Raw genomic sequence first — 17,118 nt, 5'->3', positions numbered from 1 at the left:
GTGTCCGTGAGATCACCGATCAGCATTGCGTTGTCCCTCCTCTCTGAGCCCGCGGAACAAGCACACCATCAGCAGGACTGAAATGAAGACAAAGGGCAATGCGCCAAGCGAGATGAGGATCTTAACCGAGTCCACGGATCCCGAAAGGATCATTGCAACGCTCAGCAGTCCCAGCAATCCCCCCCAGATCAGACGCACACGCGGCGGGGGGTTCTCGTCCCCGCCCGTCGAGAAGGTGCCCAGAACAAAGGCTGCGCTTACGACGCTGGTCACGATGAACAGAAAGGCGGCCAGCACCGTTGCAAGCGTGGTGATTACGGAAAGTGGAAGTCGGTCGAGCAGGGCGAAGGTTACGCGTTCGATGTTTGTCTGCGTATAGGCCAGCAGTTCGCCCGCACCATTGAGTGCCTCGAACAGGCCAATGCCACCAAAGGCACCGAACCAGAGGATTGAAAACAGCGTGGGGGCGAACAGGACGCCGATCACGAATTCCCGTATCGTGCGACCGCGAGAGATGCGGGCGACAAAGACGCCCACGAACGGGCCCCAGGCAATCCACCAGACCATGTAGGTCAGGGTCCAGTCGCTGAACCATCTGGTGACGTCATCGCTGAAGAACGTAAAGGTCTGAAATCCCCTGGGAATGACATTGGTGACATAGTCTCCGAACCCCTGAACGATGGTATTCAGAAGGTATTCGGTGGGGCCAAGGACCACCGTGTAGGCAACAAGGCCGATTGCGATCAGCATGGCGGCATTGGACAGGCGCGCCATGCCCTGGCCCAGATCGATCATGAGTGCCGGGATATACGCAGCAACCATTGCCAGAAACACGACACCAATCAAAAGGGCGCCGACCGTTTCCCGACCGCCCAGCACTGCGATGCCGTCTGCCACCTGAAACACGCCCATGGCCATGGAGCCACCGACACCAATGGCAATGGCGATGATCGCCATGAAGTCCGAAAGCCACCCGACGCGTTCAGCCCAGCGTTCACCGGGAAACAGGTTTTTGATCGGCGCACTAACCATCATCCCGGTACCGCGCCGGAAGCTGAAATAGGCAATTGTCAGCGCGGTGGAGCCATAAATCGCCCAGGCATGCAGCCCCCAATGGAAATTTGTCGCCAGCATCGCCTGCTGCGCCGCGATGAAATCCGGTGCCATGCCGGAGATGAAGTTGAAATGGGTCAGCGGTTCCGCCACAGCCCAAAACAGCAGGCCGACGCCCATACCGGCGGAGAACAACATTGAAATCCATGTGGCGGTGGAAAACTCTGGCTCCTCGTCATCCCGGCCGAGGCGAATGTTTCCATAGGGTGAAAATGCCAGAAACAGGCATCCGATCAACATGCCCGAAGCGGCGAGCATCACGAACCAGCCGCGGCTGTGGAAGGTCTGCTGGACGATGCCGCTTGCCCAGGTCACCAGGCTTTGAATGTCCACGACACCCCATATCCCGATCACGGCAATTACGCTGAGCGAACATACCAGCAGGGCGTTGGGTTTCTTCATGGCGTTTGGTTTTCCGTTGATGACCTTGCCCAACAGTTTCAGGTTTTCGAATAAATGACCAGAATACAAAAAACCCCCGGCGGGTAGCCGGGGGTTTGAATTGCACGCTTTGGTATCGGTTATGATGCCTTCGCAAGATTGCGCAGGACGTAATGCAACACGCCTCCGTTTTCGATGTATTCAATCTCGGGCGCGGTATCGATGCGGCATTTCAGGGTGATGGTCTTTTCGGTTCCATCGCCATAAACGATCGTGCAGGGGACTTCCTGTAGCGGCTCGATCGTATCCAGCCCGTGAATCGAAACGGTTTCATCCCCTTTCAGCCCCAGGGTTTTACGGGTGTCGCCACCTGTGAACTCGAATGGAATGACTCCCATGCCAACAAGGTTCGAACGGTGGATACGCTCAAAGCTCTCGGCGATTACAGCCTTGACGCCCAGCAGCGCCGTGCCCTTGGCCGCCCAGTCGCGGCTTGAGCCTGCGCCATATTGCTCGCCACCAAATACCACAAGCGGGGTGCCGTTCGCCTGATAGGCCATCGAGGCGTCATAAATTGACGTCTGTTCACCGTCCGGGCCTTTGGTGTAACCGCCTTCGACGCCGTCCAGCATTTCGTTCTTGATGCGGATGTTGGCGAAAGTGCCGCGCATCATCACCTCGTGGTTGCCGCGACGTGAACCATATGAATTGAATTCACGCGGCTGAACCTGACGTTCGATCAGGTACTGGCCTGCGGGCGAGGTCGTCGCGAATGACCCCGCGGGCGAGATGTGGTCGGTCGTGACCATGTCACCCAGAATGGCCAGAACCTTGGCGCCTTCGATGTTGGAAATCGTGCCCGGTTCGGGGCCCATGCCTTGGAAATAGGGCGGGTTCTGGATATAGGTCGATGTCGGCGGCCAGTCATAGGTTTCCGCATCGGTGGTTTCGACCGACTGCCATTTCTCGTCCCCTTTGAAGACGTCGGCGTATTTCGATTGGAACGCTTCGCGCGTGACGGTCTGTTCGACCAGTTCCGCGACCTCCTGCTGCGTCGGCCAGAGGTCTTTCATATAGACGTCGTTGCCGTCCTTGTCCTGACCGATCGGTTCGGATGTCAGGTCGATGTCCATGGTGCCTGCCAGGGCGTACACGACGACCAGAGGCGGCGAAGCCAGATAGTTTGCGCGCACGTCAGGCGAGATGCGGCCTTCGAAGTTGCGGTTGCCGGACAAGACCGAAGTGGCGACCAGATCGCCTTCCGCAATGGCCTCCGAGATTTCTTTCTGGATCGGACCCGAGTTGCCGATACATGTGGTGCAGCCGTATCCGACAAGGTTGAAGCCGATCTTGTCCAGATCCTCTTGAAGGCCTGCGGCCTCGAGGTAAGCGGACACAACCTGCGACCCCGGTGCCAGTGAGGTTTTGACCCAAGGCTTGCGATCCAGCCCCAGCGCGGCTGCCTTACGCGCCACGAGGCCCGCTCCGATCATCACGTAAGGGTTCGACGTGTTGGTGCAGGACGTGATCGAGGCGATCACGACCTTACCCGATTCCATGCCATAGTTTTCGCCTTTGACCTCGACCTGTTTGCCCATCGGGCGCTTGAAGGTCTCGGCCATTTCCTTGGCGAAAGCGGCTTTGGCGTCAGTCAGCGCAACATAATCTTGCGGGCGTTTGGGCCCGGAGATTGCCGGAACAATCGTGCCCATATCCAGCGACAGGGTATCGGTGTAGATCGGCGCATAGTTTTCATCGCGCCAGAAACCGTTTTCCTTTGCGTAGGCTTCAACCAGCGCGATGCGATCCTCGTCGCGGCCGGTGTTGCGCATGTAGCGCAGCGTTTCGCCGTCAATCGGGAAAAAGCCGCATGTCGCGCCGTATTCAGGGGCCATGTTGGCGATGGTCGCACGGTCGGCCAGCGGCAGACGATCCAGGCCTTCGCCGTAAAATTCGACGAACTTGCCCACCACGCCTTTTTCGCGCAGCATCTCCACGACCTTCAGAACCAGGTCGGTGCCGGTGGTGCCTTCGACCAGATCACCGGTCAGCTCAAAGCCCACGACCTCGGGGATCAGCATCGAGATCGGTTGACCCAGCATCGCGGCCTCGGCCTCGATCCCGCCGACACCCCAGCCCAGCACGGCCATGCCGTTGACCATGGTGGTGTGGCTGTCGGTGCCGACCAGCGTGTCGGGATAGGCGACTTCTTCACCGTTCTGGTCGGTGTCGGTCCAGACGGTCTGGGCCAGATATTCAAGGTTCACCTGGTGGCAGATACCGGTGCCGGGGGGGACAACGCGGAAGTTGTTGAATGCACCCTGACCCCATTTCAGGAACTGATACCGTTCCATATTGCGTTCATATTCACGGTCCACATTCATCTGGAACGCACGCGGGTTGCCGAATTCGTCGATCATGACGGAATGGTCGATGACCAGATCGACCGGGTTCAGCGGGTTGATCTTTTGCGCGTCGCCGCCCAGCGCCTTGATGCCATCACGCATCGCGGCCAGATCCACCACGGCCGGAACGCCGGTGAAATCCTGCATCAGTACGCGGGCAGGGCGATAGGCGATTTCACGGGGGTTTTTGCCACCGTTGGCCCCCCATTCGGCAAAAGCTTTGATGTCATCGACCGAGACCGAGAACCCGTCATCCTCGAACCGCAACATGTTTTCCAGCACCACCTTGAGTGCGGCTGGCAGTTTCGAGAAATCGCCCAGACCGGCCTCTTGTGCGGCAGGGATCGAATAATAGGAAATGGATTTACCATTCACGCTCAGACTGCGGCGCGTTTTGGCGGTATCCTGTCCGACTTTGATGGGCATCTGTGGCCTCCCTCTCAAATGACTTGGATATTAGGATTTGCTGAGTGTTATCTGCATCACCAAGCCCCCGTGTTCAAGGCTGAACACGCAATGAGAGGCAATTTTGTATACTATTGTACACTTTTTCGCGGAGGGAATGTATCAAAGCCTCAAGAAACCTTGATTGGCTGTTGAGTGTCAAAGCAGCTATCCCTGAGATCCAACCGCTCAACCCGAGAGTTCACATGTTCAGATCCATTGCCTTGACCACCGTGTTTTCCTGCCTTGTGGCGGTACAGGTCGCGGCCGAGGAAGACCCGGTTGTGGTCGAGCTGTTCACGTCTCAAGGGTGTTCATCCTGCCCGCCGGCGGATCGGATCATGCATGATTTGGCCAAGCGCGACGACGTCATAGGGCTCGCTTTGCATGTCGACTACTGGGACTATATCGGGTGGAAGGACGAATATGCGAACCCCGATCATACGCTTCGGCAGCGGGCTTATGCCCGCGAGGGGGGGCGTTCCATGATCTATACCCCGCAGATGGTGATCAACGGGCAGCACGACATCGTCGGGGCGCAATCCCGTGAACTTGATCGATTGATCGAAGCGCATCTGAAAGCAGCGCCCGAAGCGCTTGTGACGGCCGTGCGCTCAGCCGATGAAGTGACAGTGGATGTGACGCCCGTCGAGTTGCCGAAAGGCGATACCTATGACGTGCATGTGGTTCAGTATTCTCCCCTGCGTCACGCTTCGATCCGTCGTGGAGAGCTGGCCGGGCACGAGCTGGACTATGCCAATGTCGTTGAGGCCTGGCAGATTGCGGGGCAATGGGATGGAACTGCACCGCAATCATTCACGGTTCAGCTTGGTTTGGACCTGCCGGCAGTCGTTCTGGTTCAAAGGGCCGGGGAAGGGCCGATTGTTGCCGCCACCCGGGTCAAGTGATCAGGGCATTTCTTCCGGTTTGATGCCCAACCCGTTCCAGTGTTTCCAGCGACGGTGAATCCAGAACCATTGTCCCATATGCTGCCGCACCATCTTTTCCAGATCGTCATTGGTGAACTGGGTCATGGTTTTTGGGTCCGTGTGCGGAACCGGTTCGTGCAGAACGATCTCAAAATCGATACCGTTGGGCTGACGCACCGCGTAACACGGAATCAGCTCGGCATTGTATTTGATGGCCAACTCGGCGTTCAGCACGGATGTCACGGCGGGTTTGCCGAAGAACATCAGTTCCTCACCGCCCATTGCGTGAAGATCTGAAACGATGGCAATAATCCCGCCCTTTTTCAACGAGCGTACCATCTCGACCATTCCGCGCCGCCCCTGTTCGAACATCGGGGCGCCTGTCTTGTAGAAGGCTTCGACATAAGCGTCGTTGAAATACGGGTTGGCCATCCGCCGATACAGGCAGCCGATGGGCTGACCGCTGTATGTCTGCAAGGCGATGCGCGCTGCTAGGTAGTGACCGAAATGCGCCGTAATCATCATGACCGGACGCCCCTCGGCAACAGCCGCGTCTAATGCAGCGATACCTGGCCCAGAAATCTTGGCCTTGCTCTGCCGTTCGATAAAGTCTTCCGGAGAAAAATGTTCCATGATCGCACGACCGGCATTGTCCGGCACATCGCGGCAGATCTGCCTGACTTCGGCTTCAGGCAAGTCCGGGCAAGTAAGCTTCAGATTCCGACGAACACGTTTGCGAAACCCGACAACAGGTGCCAGCCACCGCACGATGGCCCCCATCGTTTCAATACGCCGCTCATACGGAAGCATGCGCATAACGCGGATGACCCCCTGCAGAAACAGGTTGGCGACATAGTATTTCCCAAGCTCAAACCGGCTGAGCTCCGACTTTTCAACGGGCATGGAGGTGTCTCACCGCGTGTTGCGAATTGCTGAGAAAGACATACAGCCCGATGCCTGCAAGCTCAAGCGCCCAGACGGGCGGAAAACCGGAACCCGCAGCAGGTGGCCGGATCGCGCAATACCCGTGGGTTCGCGGGGTCAGGCTGCATCTTCCTCGTCATCTTTTTCGATCAGAACAATGGAACCGGCATCGACCAGAACGCGAATGGCGGCCACGACCTGTGTCATGGCATCTTCGGCTTCCGATTGTTTGACGCGCCCACGTTCGGCCATTTCCTCGCGCAGATTATCGGCCATGCGGGACGAAATGTTTGACAGAATGAATTCAACGGATGCCTTGTCATCATCCGCGGCGGCACCTGCCAATGCGGTGACAAGAACCGGCTGTTCCACTTCACGCAGGATGGCGGGAACATCGCGGGCCGCGATACGGCTTGGGATATGGGCAAAGGTAAAGATCGACTGGCGTACCAGATCCGCAAATTCGGCGTCGTCCTCGTCCAATGCGTTCAACAAGTCGTCGCGTGTTGCGGCCGCCGACTGGTTCAGGATCGCGCCCACGCGTGCGTCGGGACCATTGTCGAAAGCCTGAGCAGGCCGCTGATCCAGTTGCGCGGCCAGCGACCAGCCAATACGTTCAACCGCTTCGGGGGTGACATTTGTTGTTTTCGAGATGGCATAGGTAATGCGCCGCGCAACCGGGCCCGGCATATGGGCCAGCATCTGCGCCGCCTGTGCGGTATCCATCTTTGAAAGCATGACGGCCGCCACCTCGGTGCTTTCCGACTGGGCCATTTTGGCAAGATCCTCAACGGGTACGTCACGCAAGCGTTGCCATGGATCGCCGATCTGGCGCACCTCGGCAAGCTTGCGCAGGCGCGCGGCCGTCGATGGTGCGATCTTTCCGTTCATCGCATCCAGTGCACCTACAAGCCCATGTGGAAAAGCAAGCCCGACATTGTCCAGAGCGTCGCTGAATTCCTGGGCCACCACGCCTAGAGTGACGCGATCCACAAGGCCCATTTGACCAAGTTGATGGGTCAATGTCTCTTGCAGGTCGTCAGGCAGTTCCTCAAGTGGAATATCGGCGCCCTCGTTCAACAGAAGGCGGACGACAACGGCCGCTTTTTGCCGACCGGTCAATGTGCGCGGAACAACTTGCGGCGCGTGTTCATCCCCCGCGGCAAGTGGGGCAGACCCCCCATTTGCCATTTGTATCAAAGCGTTTGTGTCCTGCATCTGCCCGTAGTGCCAAATTTTCCGAACCACGGGCAGATTAACGGGAGTTGGGTTAAATAACCCTGAAGCTCAGTAGCTGTAGGTCAACCCTGTCCGGATGGCCTCGCGCAGAGACGTCTCGGCCCAGGTCCCTTCGCCGCCGCGGGCCTTGATCTCGCGCCATTGCTCGATTGCCAGATCGGTTTTGCCTTCGGTTACAAAGCCTTGCGCCATGTAGCTGCGCGCCAGAAGATTGTCGGGATTGGCATTGATGGCATTCTGGTAAAAGACGTTCGCCAGCTCCAGCTCGCCCATCTTGCGGTAGGTAAAGCCCCAATAGGTCAGCACACGGTCGTCGTCCTGATCCATGATCCGCAGGATATCCTGCGCGTGCCCGTATTGCCCGTCATAGGCCAGTTCGCGGACGGCGTCGTAAAGCTGATTTTCCGACAGGTTGGTTTTGTTGGGTTTCACGCACCGGCCTCTGGCTTCGTCATAGACCCGACCGAACAAACATTTCTTGGTCGTATTCGTCGGTTTCGGCGGGCTGCTGCTGTCGCCGCCTGCGGCGTGGACCACCGGGGCAAAGGCGAAGGCCTGCAAAGCGAGGGCTGAAGCTAACAAAAGGCGCATATTCTTACTCCGTTCTCGGGGCTGCTCACAAAATCATAGTGCGATCTACAAAAAAGCTAACAGTGGAACGGTTGCTTTTATTCACAAGTCGGACAGAAATTCGTCAGCTGTTGACGGATTTCGCGCAGCTTTGCGTTTCAGTGTCCCAGGTTGTGCCGGGCGCGCAGGATTGCGTCTGTTTGGAATGCCCGCTGCACGCAAAGCTGGCAGATGCCACACAAACAAGTGCAAGTGAGCAAAGAACGGTACGGATCATGGTGCCTCTCCCCAAAAAATCATCCACAGAATAACCGATTTCGGGCGGTCTGGCAAAAAACAAGGCCCGGCCTGTGAAATGCAGACCGGGCCGTGGGAAGGCGGCGTCGAGACCTGCGTTATTCGCCGAATACCCGGGCGAAGATCGTATCAACGTGTTTGGTGTGATAGCCGAGGTCGAATTTCTCTTCGATTTCTTCGGGGCTGAGCGCGGCAGTTACATCGGCGTCCACCAGCAGTTCCTGTTTGAAATCGGTGCGGTGTTCCCAAACCTTCAACGCGTTGCGCTGGACCATGGCATAGGCGTCCTCACGGCTGACCCCTGCCTGGGTCAGGGCCAGCAGAACACGCTGGCTCATGACAAGACCGGGGAATTTGTTCATGTTTTCCAGCATGTTTTCGGGGAAGATCAGCATCTTGTCGATCACGCCGGTCAGACGGGCCAGCGCAAAATCCAGTGTAATCGTGGCATCCGGACCGATCATGCGCTCGACCGAGGAATGCGAGATGTCGCGTTCATGCCAGAGCGCGACATTCTCCATTGCCGGGATCACTGCCGCGCGTACCATGCGGGCCAGCCCGGTCAGGTTCTCGGTCAGTACCGGGTTTTTCTTGTGCGGCATGGCAGACGAGCCTTTCTGGCCCATCGAGAAGAATTCTGCGCCCTCCAAAACCTCGGTCCGCTGCATGTGGCGGATTTCGATGGCGATGTTTTCGATGCTGCTGGCGATGACGCCAAGCGTCGCAAAGAAGGCCGCATGGCGATCACGCGGGATCACTTGGGTGCTGATCGGTTCGGGCACAAGGCCCAGTTTGTCACAGACATGTTCCTCGACTGCGGGATCGATATTGGCAAATGTGCCGACGGCGCCGCTGATGGCCCCGGTTGCGATTTCCGCACGGGCGTCGCGCATACGGGAAAGGTTGCGGTCCATCTCGGCATAGAACCGGGCAAAGGTCAGGCCCATTGTGGTGGGCTCTGCGTGGATGCCGTGGCTGCGGCCGATGCGAACCGTGTCCTTGTGTTCAAACGCACGGCGCTTGAGCGCTGCCAAAAGCCCTTCGAGATCGGCGATCAGAAGGTCCGCTGCGCGCGTCAGCTGGACGTTGAAGCAGGTGTCCAACACGTCTGAACTGGTCATGCCCTGGTGCACGAACCGGGCCTCTTCACTGCCGACATGTTCGGCGAGATGGGTCAGAAAGGCGATGACGTCATGCTTGGTCACGGCTTCGATCTCGTCGATGCGGGCGACGTCGAATTCCACGTCCTTGGCTTTCCAGACGGCTTCTGCATTCTCGCGCGGGATCACGCCCAGATCGGCCATGGCATCGCAGGCATGCGCCTCGATTTCGTACCAGATGCGAAACTTGGTTTCGGGCGACCAGATGGCAACCATGTCAGGGCGGGAATAACGGGGAATCATTGGCGGCAGCACCTTTATGTGATTGGGATGAGGCGTTGGCGCGGGGTTTAGCCGCCTGTGCGCAAGGGAACAAGATGTGAGAACAGGTATGAGACGGTTTGCCCTGATTTTCGCCCTTTGGCCGGGTGTTTTGACGGCCGGAGACTTCCAGAAACTGTCCGGAGAGGAAATCCTGTCAGCCTTGGCCGGCAAGAAGCTGGAATACGGCGCGAGTGTTTGGCAGGTTTTCGAAGCCAGCATGACCACGCAGTATTTCTCGGGCGGGCCCAGTGTCGGGCGCTGGGCGGTGAGAGGGGATCAATACTGCTCGACATGGCCACCTTCCGATTTGTGGGCCTGCTATGACGTCTGGCGAAACGGGGACGCGATCCGTTTCGTTGATGATGCGGGCGGCCAGACCGTCGGGGTCTATGCGAAATAGAACTCATGTATTTGTCTGAAAAACTGGGGCGTGATGCTCGCAAGAGTCTGGCGACATGTGAGGGGAAGGGAAATACCTGAACGCGGTTTTCCTGGGTCTTTGCAACGCAGTGCTGGACAAGTCGCGCTTTCAGCGGTCAAGCTGAGGGCGAAGAAATCATCAGGTTATTGAGATATGCGTTTATTATCATCTCCAATTCTTGCCGCTTGCGCCGCTGTCTGGCTGGGTGGGGCAGGATCAGCACTGGCCGACACTCCGGTGACATATACCGAGGATGGTCGCGCTCTGTTTAGATTCGACGTGCCCGATTTCTGGGTGCTGCGCACTGGCGGCCCGCGAGAGATCGAAGACACCGGGTTGGATGATCCGCGTGCGGTGGCTCGGGTCATGGGGCTGCGCCCCGTAACGGACGACAACGTCTGGATGGGGTTTGTTTCACCTTCAGGGGTTGCAACCATTCAGGATGGGGTCCGCTACTTGCAGGACATCGACAAGTTTCTGGTCAAAGACCCGACCCTTACCAGCACCAGCGACATTCGCATCGGCGGGTTGCCCGCCCGTGTCTTTCGGGGGACGGGGCGCCGCGATGGCAAGGGGGTGAACTTCACGGCCACTGTCATTGATTTGCCGCGCAACCGTGTCGCCATAGCTGTTGCCATCCTGCGGGACGGGGCAGACCCGGATTTCGCCGAAGATTTGAACGCCGTATTCGCGTCGTTCCGGTCGCTTCTGTGAGGGGGGCAAGATGCGCATTGGACTGATCAAACGGATTTCCCTCGCATTGGGGCTGGGGGCTGCGACTTTGTCGCTGTCGGCCTGTGACGGTGTAACAGTTGGCGTCGGATACGGGTATGACCCGTTCTATGACTCGATGCTGTGGAACGATTACTACCGCCGTGACATCAATGTGGATATCAATCCACCGGACCGGCCAAATCGTCCAGATCGACCAACGCGCCCGGATCGTCCGAAACCACCGGTTGCCAAACCGCCTGTGCGGCCAAGGCCCCCAACGGCACGGCCACCTGCCGCGCGTCCGCCGATACATCGGCCATCGCCACGCCGCTGATGGCATGAGGGCCGCCAATCTGGCGGCCTTCCATTCAAGGAAGAAGTTCGGTTGTTATATGTGCCGAGCCTTCGAGTGTCCGGTGAACCGGACATTTGTCTGCGATCTCTAACAAGCGCTGTTTTTGTTCCTGATCAAGCGGGCCACTCAGGCGGATCTTGCGGCGGAACTGATCCACTTTGCCCTCATTTGCCAAACCGGCATCCTGAGCATGAACTTTGTCATGGCAAACATCGACGCTGACACTGGTCAGTGGCCAGTGTTTGCGTCGCGCATACATTCTTATCGTCATGGACGTACAGGCGCCGAGACCGGATGAGACAAAGCCATAGGGCGACATGCCCTTATCCGTGCCGCCATAAGACACCGGTTCATCTGCAACTGCATGATGGTGCGGACCTGCCTGAATATCCTGCATAAAGCCATTCAGATCCGCCTCTGTCACGCGAACGACACCTTCCGGTGCACCAGGAGGTGGCGCAGGTGGGCAAAGTTTCAGATAGCGCGAGACCCAAGCCGAGATGACATCCGCGGCATATTCAGCGTCAGAGGCCCGCGTGATCAGGTGATCGGCATCGTCGAGGGTGACGAAGCTTTTTGGGTGCTTTGCCGCCAGAAAGATGGTGCTTGCGTTGTCGATACTGACCGTTTCGTCCCGTGGGGCGTGCAGGATCAGCAGAGCGGCCTTGAGATCAGCGATCGAGGCAGACAGGGCCGATCCCGCAATGTCGTCCACAAACGCTTTGCCAATTCGAAACGGGCGTCCGCCCAAGGTAACCTCGGCGCTGCCGTCCTGTTCGATCTGGGGCAGGGCATCCTCAAAATGATGGGACACATGAGAGGGATCGGCCGGTGCGCCCAAGGTGACCACGGCCTTAACCGTCGGAATTCCGGCACGCGCCCGCAAAACCGCTGCGCCGCCAAGCGAGTGACCGATCAACAGGGCAGGGGCCATGTTTCGTCCGGCCAGATATTGCGCGGCCGAGATCAGATCCTCGACATTCGAAGTGAAGGTGGTGTTGGCGAACTCTCCTTCGGAGTGACCCAGGCCGGTAAAGTCGAACCGAAGCACTGCAATTCCCATGGCCGCCAGACGGGCCGAAATGCGCCGGGCCGCAGGTATGTCCTTGGAGCAGGTGAAGCAATGGGCAAACAGGGCCGTCGCAAGGACCGGACCATCCGGCAAATCCAGCCGCGCGGCCAATTGGCTGCCGTCATGTCCGGCAAAAGTGATGCGTTCCGTGGGCATGTCGGCTCCTTGAACGGTTCGGGGAAACATCCCCAATACTGTGGTCAAGCCCGCCGGGTCACAACCCTTATGTCAAACGCGTCACGGGAAGGTGAGAACCAAGCGAGCGCCTTGCAATCCGAAAGATGCCCCGGACGGTGACAGGCGCGGCCGCTAATTGGGGGTGTTTGGCGCTCCATCAATGTGTGTGATGCAAAACCGAACAAACATTCGTTTCACTTATGTCGCAATCAGGCCCATCTACGGCCTACAGCAATTGATAAAGGAGACGCAGATGGCACATGCAGACGCTGCCGCACACCTTCCAAAGATACTTCCCGGTACAGTCATGGCGATTGTTCTGGCTGGCCTCGTGGGTTTTGCCGTCGGGCAATCCCGGCCCGCAGTTTTCAGCGGGCCGCAGGCTCAGGCAAGTCCAACTGTAGAAGATTGGCACGGCAACGTGCGCCGGTCTCATTGGTCAGAATGAGGCGCCGGCCTCACTCGAGCCCCATCAACCGGGCATCGAAGGGGTATTTCGTCAGGTTCTCATATCCGTCTTCGGTTATGAGAACCTGATCCTCCAGCTTGATGCTGAAATCGCCACCCACTTCGCCCACGCAGGCTTCGACACACAAGACCATTCCGGGTTCCAGCGGATAATCGTAGGCCCCTTCAACCGCCTTGTCCGGATAAGCAACCAGCGGCCATTCATCGCAAAGCCCGACGCCGTGCATCAGACAGCCATATTTCTGCGCCTGGAACTTCTCGTCCAGCCTGTGGGAATTTGCGGTCAGTTCCGGGATCATAACGCCGGGCTTGAGCATCTCCATATTGGTCATGATGTGTTCATGGGCGTGCTGCATGGCATAGATCATGTCCTCGCGCGGCTTCTGATCGCCGATCCACCAACTGCGGGAAATATCGATGCAAATCCCGTAAGATCCAATCAGGTCGGTGTCGAACGAGATGATCTCGTTCTGCTGGGTGATCCGCGGGCCGCATTCCTGAAACCATGGGTTGGTCCGCTGACCCGAAGCCAGCAGACGGGTTTCGATCCATTCACCGCCACGCCTGATGTTTTCGGCGTGAAGGACAGCCCAGATATCATCTTCCGAGGTCTTGCCGTCGCCGACATTGGCACGGGCAAACCGTTCCATTTCGGCAACCGCAGTTTCGCAGGCATGGCTGGCGCAGCGCATGGCCAGGATTTCGTCAGGCCCTTTGATGGCGCGGGTCTTCTCGGTCAGTTCTTCGCCTTCCATGATGTCGAACCGCTGCGCCTCGAGCGCGCGCAATCCGTGCAGCATGATCTTGTCGACCGCCAGGCGCATATTGCCGCCGCCGTGTTCTTCGATCAGTACGCGTACTTCGTTCGAGAACACATCTGCGGCAACGTCAACCTTGTCGCCCCGGTCGAAGTAAAACAGGTCAGCGCCCGAGCGCTGCTCGCGCACAAGTGGGTTGAAGGTGCTGAGGAAGGGGGAGTTCTTGTAATCCCAGATCACCATATAGCCATCTGCACACAGCAAAACCGCCCGAAACGGATTGTGGGTGTTCCACAGCTGCATATTCGTGCTGTCGGTGGCATAGCGGATATTCAGCGGGTCAAAAATCAGCAAGCCGCCATAGCCGCGGTCCACGATGGCCTGTGTCAGCCTCTTCCAGCGGTGTTCCCGCATCCGTGCCAGATTGGGAAGTTCCAGCCCCGCAGCGGCCCACTCGTCAAACGCAAGCTGCGTCGGACCAATCTCGATCCGGTCATTTTCGTTTGGCGTACCATCGCCCAATGTCGTGCCACGGCTGGGGTCAATCTTGCGCGCGTCTCGGTAGTGCTGGTTCATGGCTGGCCTCGTTGCTTGTTCCAATTACAATTCATCCGCCACAACCAATCGTCTGAGAAAAATGCGACGGCGAGGTTGTCGTTTTCGACCGACAAGAAAAGCTGCGCATGCTAAGCCCCCGGCATGACTCGTATTCTGCAAAACAAGATCCCGTATGATGTCGAAAACCCACGCGCTTTGCCGGGTATTCAACCGGCAACCATGGAAAACTGGCTGCATCAGGATGAGGCTTTTGCCGACCAGATGCGGCGTCGCGAAGAAATTCTGGCTGAACGGCGCGACGATGTTCTTGCGCTTGATCCTGGGGCCAAACCTGCCGCGCAAGAGTTGCTGGATCTGGTGCTGATGCAGACATATCCCACGGCCGGGGCAGAGGCCGCAAGGCCGGATGGTATATCCGTCGCGATCGACCGCGACCGACCGCTTGATACGCTGTGCAGGCTGGTGCAGGAGGACTTCTGCATTCTTCAGAAACGGGGAAATGAGCATGTTCTGACGGGTGCCATTCTGTGTTTTCCTGCCAGTTGGCGCTTGTCCGAGAAATTCATGCGGCCGCTGATTGATATCCACGTGCCCGTGGAAAGCTATGACGCCAATGTCGCGAAACGGGTACAGAGGCTGTTTGACGGTATTCAACCCGGTCGCCCGCTGTGGCGCTTCAACGCCCTGTGGTACGAAGACCCGGAGTTGTTCCAACCTCGCACTGCCAGTGAGCCGCGCGAAATACGGGACCGGCGTCAGGCGTCTTATCTGCGAAGCGAGCGGCAGACGTTGTTGCGTTTGCCGAAATCCAACGCGGTCGTGTTTTCCATCCACACATACGTTCTGGCCGCAAACGCGATCCCAAAAACGGAAAACCCCGCCTGATGGCGGGGCCTCCTAGGAGGGTCTTCGATAATTCTTTTACATGCCCAAGGCACCCGCTACATCAGCCAACGCGTTGCTGGCGTTCAGCGCGACAATGGCGAATGTGAGCACAAGCACCTGTGTGTTCAGGCGGAAATCCTCGCCCCGGATCAGGTTGACTGCGGCCATCGATACAGCAATTGGCGCTGAAATGCTGGCCAAAACTCCGGTCATGCACCAACTACTAAGGCGCAGGATGTCGCTTGGCTTGTCATCATCATCCGCGATGGCCGCGCCTGCGTCCATCTGGGTGGGCAGGTCTGCCTCGTCGCTTCGGAACGCGATGCTGAGCAATTGTTCGTCGGTCAGTTGAATTGGACGCGCGGCAGGAGAGTGTAGGGCAGTGATCGTGTCATCCTGTTCAGACTGCTGCATCCCTGCGAACTGTCCGGTCAGTGATTGAAAGATCTGCTTTCGATCCCGCCTTGTTCGGCTTGGTGTCAGGGTGTCAAAGGCGCTCATGAAGTGCTCGACTGTAAGAACCGTGTGCGGCGACAACCATTCAACACGCCGGGTCGAACAGATATCGACCATGCGATACAGAGTGACCACCAGCATCAGTTCCGAAATCTCGGCGTCGTCCAAAAGTGGCGAGACTGGAGTAATTGTCAGCACCAACCTGTTTTGGGGATGCGACACGCGGGGCTTTGTTATGGTTTTCAACCCTGCGGCGCGATCCATGCGCTCGTAGCGGTCCTGCTGCCCGGAGGCGCCTGTATCCAGAGTCATCCGCACAAGATACTGGCTCGAGACGATGCTGGCCTCGGTCGCGCTGAGCAGGGCCTTGCGCTCGACCAGATGACCGTAGTCTTCCAGCGTCGTGGCAACGATGGATCCAAAGCGCTCTATTGCGCCGGTTGCGTCTCCATCAAATTGCAGGCCGCCATGGTAGCTGTGCTTCCGAGCCACTGCCCCGTCCTTTTCTGCGTTCTGTTATTCAAAGACTAGCACCCCATCTTGGAGAGAATTTGGCGAAAAATGCAAAAAAGTGAAATTTCCTAGCGATTGGTTACGCTTTGGAAACCAAGCAACTAAAGGCTTTTGTTTGTCACTGTGGCGGAAATGTGGCGAAATCAGGTGCGGCGCGTGGTGCCGGTGCGGCGGGGCTAATTGTCGATTCGGGCAGCCATTATTGCGATGGATTGCTGATAGACCGAGGCTGCATTCCACTGCTGCAAGACGCGAAAATTTGGTTCTCCGGGTTGATAACCGCGCCCCGGTTTCCACCCCTTCTTGCGAAGAAAATTGGCGGTTGAGGCCAGTGCATCCGTCATGTTGTAGAAGTCCACGCGCCGGTCGCCCGTAGCATCGACACCATAGGTCAGGGCGTTGCCGGGCAGGAATTGCGTGTGGCCCAGTTCGCCATGTTTTGCCCCTTTTGTCGCCATTGTGATACTACCCATGTCGACCAGTTTCAGTGCCCCAATTGCGTGGGGAATAAAGAACTCTGACCGGCGACAATCATAGGCCAGTGTTGTGATTGCGGAAACAACCTGACTGTCGCCCATGAAATTGCCAAAGCCGGTTTCCATGCCGTGAATGGCGATCAGAACGCCCGCAGGAACACCATATTGCCGCTCAAAGGCGGCATAATAGTTCGGGTTGGCGGCTTTGCGTTTGCGCCCCTGTGCGACAATAGTATCGGCCCCTCGGACACGCATGAATTTGTCCAGCGAGTATTTGAAGCTTTTTTGATTGCGGTCCGCGGCGATGGTGCGCGTGGCATATTGTGTCTGGGACAGCGCTTGCAGACCTTTCTTTTTCACTCCCGCCTTGCGTGCCTGTTTGGCAAAATCGGCCTTCCACGCCTCAAATCCTGCGCTGGTGTTGCCACAGGGTGCGGCCAGAACCGGGGACGTCAGGGAAAGGGCAAGAATGGTGGCAAGGCGAAACATGGGCGTAATCCGATGGAATTGAAATCTGCGGTTAGCCTAGCGTGGGCTGC

16 protein-coding genes are annotated in these 17,118 nt (G+C 57.8%); 5 read left to right on the top strand and 11 right to left on the bottom strand.

Translation table 11 applies throughout. The features are described 5' to 3' along the window. Positions 1–12: 12 nt before the first annotated feature. Both GOW56_RS03855 and acnA read right to left on the bottom strand, forming a co-directional pair. The gene (locus tag GOW56_RS03855; protein WP_171204986.1) at positions 13–1,515 is read right to left on the bottom strand and encodes a BCCT family transporter; all 1,503 of its coding nucleotides are present in this window, start codon (positions 1,513–1,515) and stop codon (positions 13–15) included. Positions 1,516–1,634: 119 nt separating this feature from the next. Then, on the bottom strand, positions 1,635–4,325 hold the full coding sequence (acnA, locus tag GOW56_RS03850) for an aconitate hydratase AcnA (RefSeq protein ID WP_171204985.1): 2,691 nt from the start codon (positions 4,323–4,325) through the stop codon (positions 1,635–1,637). 224 nt (positions 4,326–4,549) lie between these two features. Here acnA and GOW56_RS03845 point away from each other — a divergent pair, with 224 nt between their 5' ends. After that, a complete protein-coding gene (locus GOW56_RS03845) occupies positions 4,550–5,251 on the top strand; it encodes a thioredoxin family protein (protein ID WP_171204984.1) in 702 nt (233 codons plus the stop codon). On the opposite strand, the gene GOW56_RS03840 is transcribed toward GOW56_RS03845, so the two are convergent. From GOW56_RS03840 to purB, 4 genes are all read right to left on the bottom strand, one after another. After that, positions 5,252–6,175: a lysophospholipid acyltransferase family protein gene (locus tag GOW56_RS03840; protein WP_171204983.1), complete on the bottom strand. Its 924-nt coding sequence runs from the start codon at positions 6,173–6,175 to the stop codon at positions 5,252–5,254. Positions 6,176–6,313: 138 nt separating this feature from the next. Continuing rightward, positions 6,314–7,387: a flagellar motor switch protein FliG gene (locus tag GOW56_RS03835; RefSeq protein WP_254447151.1), complete on the bottom strand. Its 1,074-nt coding sequence runs from the start codon at positions 7,385–7,387 to the stop codon at positions 6,314–6,316. A gap of 96 nt (positions 7,388–7,483) precedes the next feature. Next, positions 7,484–8,026, bottom strand: coding sequence for a tetratricopeptide repeat protein (locus GOW56_RS03830; protein ID WP_171204981.1), 543 nt, complete (start codon positions 8,024–8,026; stop codon positions 7,484–7,486). 374 nt (positions 8,027–8,400) lie between these two features. Further along, on the bottom strand, positions 8,401–9,705 hold the full coding sequence (gene purB / locus GOW56_RS03825; protein ID WP_171204980.1) for an adenylosuccinate lyase: 1,305 nt from the start codon (positions 9,703–9,705) through the stop codon (positions 8,401–8,403). 88 nt (positions 9,706–9,793) lie between these two features. Here purB and GOW56_RS03820 point away from each other — a divergent pair, with 88 nt between their 5' ends. Both GOW56_RS03820 and GOW56_RS03815 read left to right on the top strand, forming a co-directional pair. Continuing rightward, positions 9,794–10,126, top strand: a complete 333-nt coding sequence (locus GOW56_RS03820; RefSeq protein WP_171204979.1) for a hypothetical protein — start codon at positions 9,794–9,796, stop codon at positions 10,124–10,126. A 174-nt stretch (positions 10,127–10,300) separates the two neighbouring features. Further along, positions 10,301–10,861: a hypothetical protein gene (locus tag GOW56_RS03815; protein ID WP_171204978.1), complete on the top strand. Its 561-nt coding sequence runs from the start codon at positions 10,301–10,303 to the stop codon at positions 10,859–10,861. Positions 10,862–11,040: 179 nt separating this feature from the next. Here GOW56_RS03815 and GOW56_RS03810 read toward each other — a convergent pair whose 3' ends face one another. Together GOW56_RS03810 and GOW56_RS03805 are read right to left on the bottom strand one after the other, a co-directional pair. Continuing rightward, complete coding sequence (locus tag GOW56_RS03810) at positions 11,041–11,229, bottom strand: hypothetical protein (protein WP_171204977.1); 189 nt, start codon at positions 11,227–11,229, stop codon at positions 11,041–11,043. Then, a complete protein-coding gene (locus tag GOW56_RS03805) occupies positions 11,230–12,444 on the bottom strand; it encodes a bifunctional alpha/beta hydrolase/OsmC family protein (RefSeq protein WP_171204976.1) in 1,215 nt (404 codons plus the stop codon). 274 nt (positions 12,445–12,718) lie between these two features. Here GOW56_RS03805 and GOW56_RS03800 point away from each other — a divergent pair, with 274 nt between their 5' ends. Next, the gene (locus GOW56_RS03800; RefSeq protein ID WP_171204975.1) at positions 12,719–12,913 is read left to right on the top strand and encodes a hypothetical protein; all 195 of its coding nucleotides are present in this window, start codon (positions 12,719–12,721) and stop codon (positions 12,911–12,913) included. A 10-nt stretch (positions 12,914–12,923) separates the two neighbouring features. On the opposite strand, the gene dddP is transcribed toward GOW56_RS03800, so the two are convergent. Then, on the bottom strand, positions 12,924–14,267 hold the full coding sequence (gene dddP, locus GOW56_RS03795) for a dimethylsulfonioproprionate lyase DddP (protein ID WP_171204974.1): 1,344 nt from the start codon (positions 14,265–14,267) through the stop codon (positions 12,924–12,926). Between the two features lie 123 nt (positions 14,268–14,390). Here dddP and GOW56_RS03790 point away from each other — a divergent pair, with 123 nt between their 5' ends. After that, positions 14,391–15,134, top strand: a complete 744-nt coding sequence (locus GOW56_RS03790) for a DUF3445 domain-containing protein (protein WP_171204973.1) — start codon at positions 14,391–14,393, stop codon at positions 15,132–15,134. A 36-nt stretch (positions 15,135–15,170) separates the two neighbouring features. Here the strand turns inward: GOW56_RS03790 and GOW56_RS03785 are convergent, their stop codons facing one another. Together GOW56_RS03785 and GOW56_RS03780 are read right to left on the bottom strand one after the other, a co-directional pair. Beyond that, a complete protein-coding gene (locus GOW56_RS03785) occupies positions 15,171–16,082 on the bottom strand; it encodes a hypothetical protein (protein WP_171204972.1) in 912 nt (303 codons plus the stop codon). Between the two features lie 197 nt (positions 16,083–16,279). Further along, positions 16,280–17,068 (bottom strand): lytic transglycosylase domain-containing protein, encoded by a 789-nt coding sequence (locus GOW56_RS03780; protein ID WP_171204971.1) that lies wholly within the window; start codon positions 17,066–17,068, stop codon positions 16,280–16,282. Between the last annotated feature and the right edge of the window lie 50 nt (positions 17,069–17,118).

This window comes from Ruegeria sp. HKCCA0235A, from assembly GCF_013033235.1.
GTDB lineage: Bacteria > Pseudomonadota > Alphaproteobacteria > Rhodobacterales > Rhodobacteraceae > Ruegeria.
Note: the sequence above shows the minus strand (reverse complement) of the source record. Positions and strands in the feature narration are given on the sequence as shown.

Coding starts and splice junctions, on each gene's coding strand:
- GOW56_RS03805 (WP_171204976.1), bottom strand. CDS start 12,444: ATGCCCACGGAACGCATCACTTTTGCCGGACATGACGGCAGCCAATTG.
- GOW56_RS03835 (WP_254447151.1), bottom strand. CDS start 7,387: ATGGCAAATGGGGGGTCTGCCCCACTTGCCGCGGGGGATGAACACGCG.
- GOW56_RS03815 (WP_171204978.1), top strand. CDS start 10,301: ATGCGTTTATTATCATCTCCAATTCTTGCCGCTTGCGCCGCTGTCTGG.
- purB (WP_171204980.1), bottom strand. CDS start 9,705: ATGATTCCCCGTTATTCCCGCCCTGACATGGTTGCCATCTGGTCGCCC.
- GOW56_RS03830 (WP_171204981.1), bottom strand. CDS start 8,026: ATGCGCCTTTTGTTAGCTTCAGCCCTCGCTTTGCAGGCCTTCGCCTTT.
- GOW56_RS03800 (WP_171204975.1), top strand. CDS start 12,719: ATGGCACATGCAGACGCTGCCGCACACCTTCCAAAGATACTTCCCGGT.
- GOW56_RS03810 (WP_171204977.1), bottom strand. CDS start 11,229: ATGGAAGGCCGCCAGATTGGCGGCCCTCATGCCATCAGCGGCGTGGCG.
- GOW56_RS03790 (WP_171204973.1), top strand. CDS start 14,391: ATGACTCGTATTCTGCAAAACAAGATCCCGTATGATGTCGAAAACCCA.
- dddP (WP_171204974.1), bottom strand. CDS start 14,267: ATGAACCAGCACTACCGAGACGCGCGCAAGATTGACCCCAGCCGTGGC.
- GOW56_RS03780 (WP_171204971.1), bottom strand. CDS start 17,068: ATGTTTCGCCTTGCCACCATTCTTGCCCTTTCCCTGACGTCCCCGGTT.
- GOW56_RS03845 (WP_171204984.1), top strand. CDS start 4,550: ATGTTCAGATCCATTGCCTTGACCACCGTGTTTTCCTGCCTTGTGGCG.
- GOW56_RS03855 (WP_171204986.1), bottom strand. CDS start 1,515: ATGAAGAAACCCAACGCCCTGCTGGTATGTTCGCTCAGCGTAATTGCC.
- acnA (WP_171204985.1), bottom strand. CDS start 4,325: ATGCCCATCAAAGTCGGACAGGATACCGCCAAAACGCGCCGCAGTCTG.
- GOW56_RS03840 (WP_171204983.1), bottom strand. CDS start 6,175: ATGCCCGTTGAAAAGTCGGAGCTCAGCCGGTTTGAGCTTGGGAAATAC.
- GOW56_RS03820 (WP_171204979.1), top strand. CDS start 9,794: ATGAGACGGTTTGCCCTGATTTTCGCCCTTTGGCCGGGTGTTTTGACG.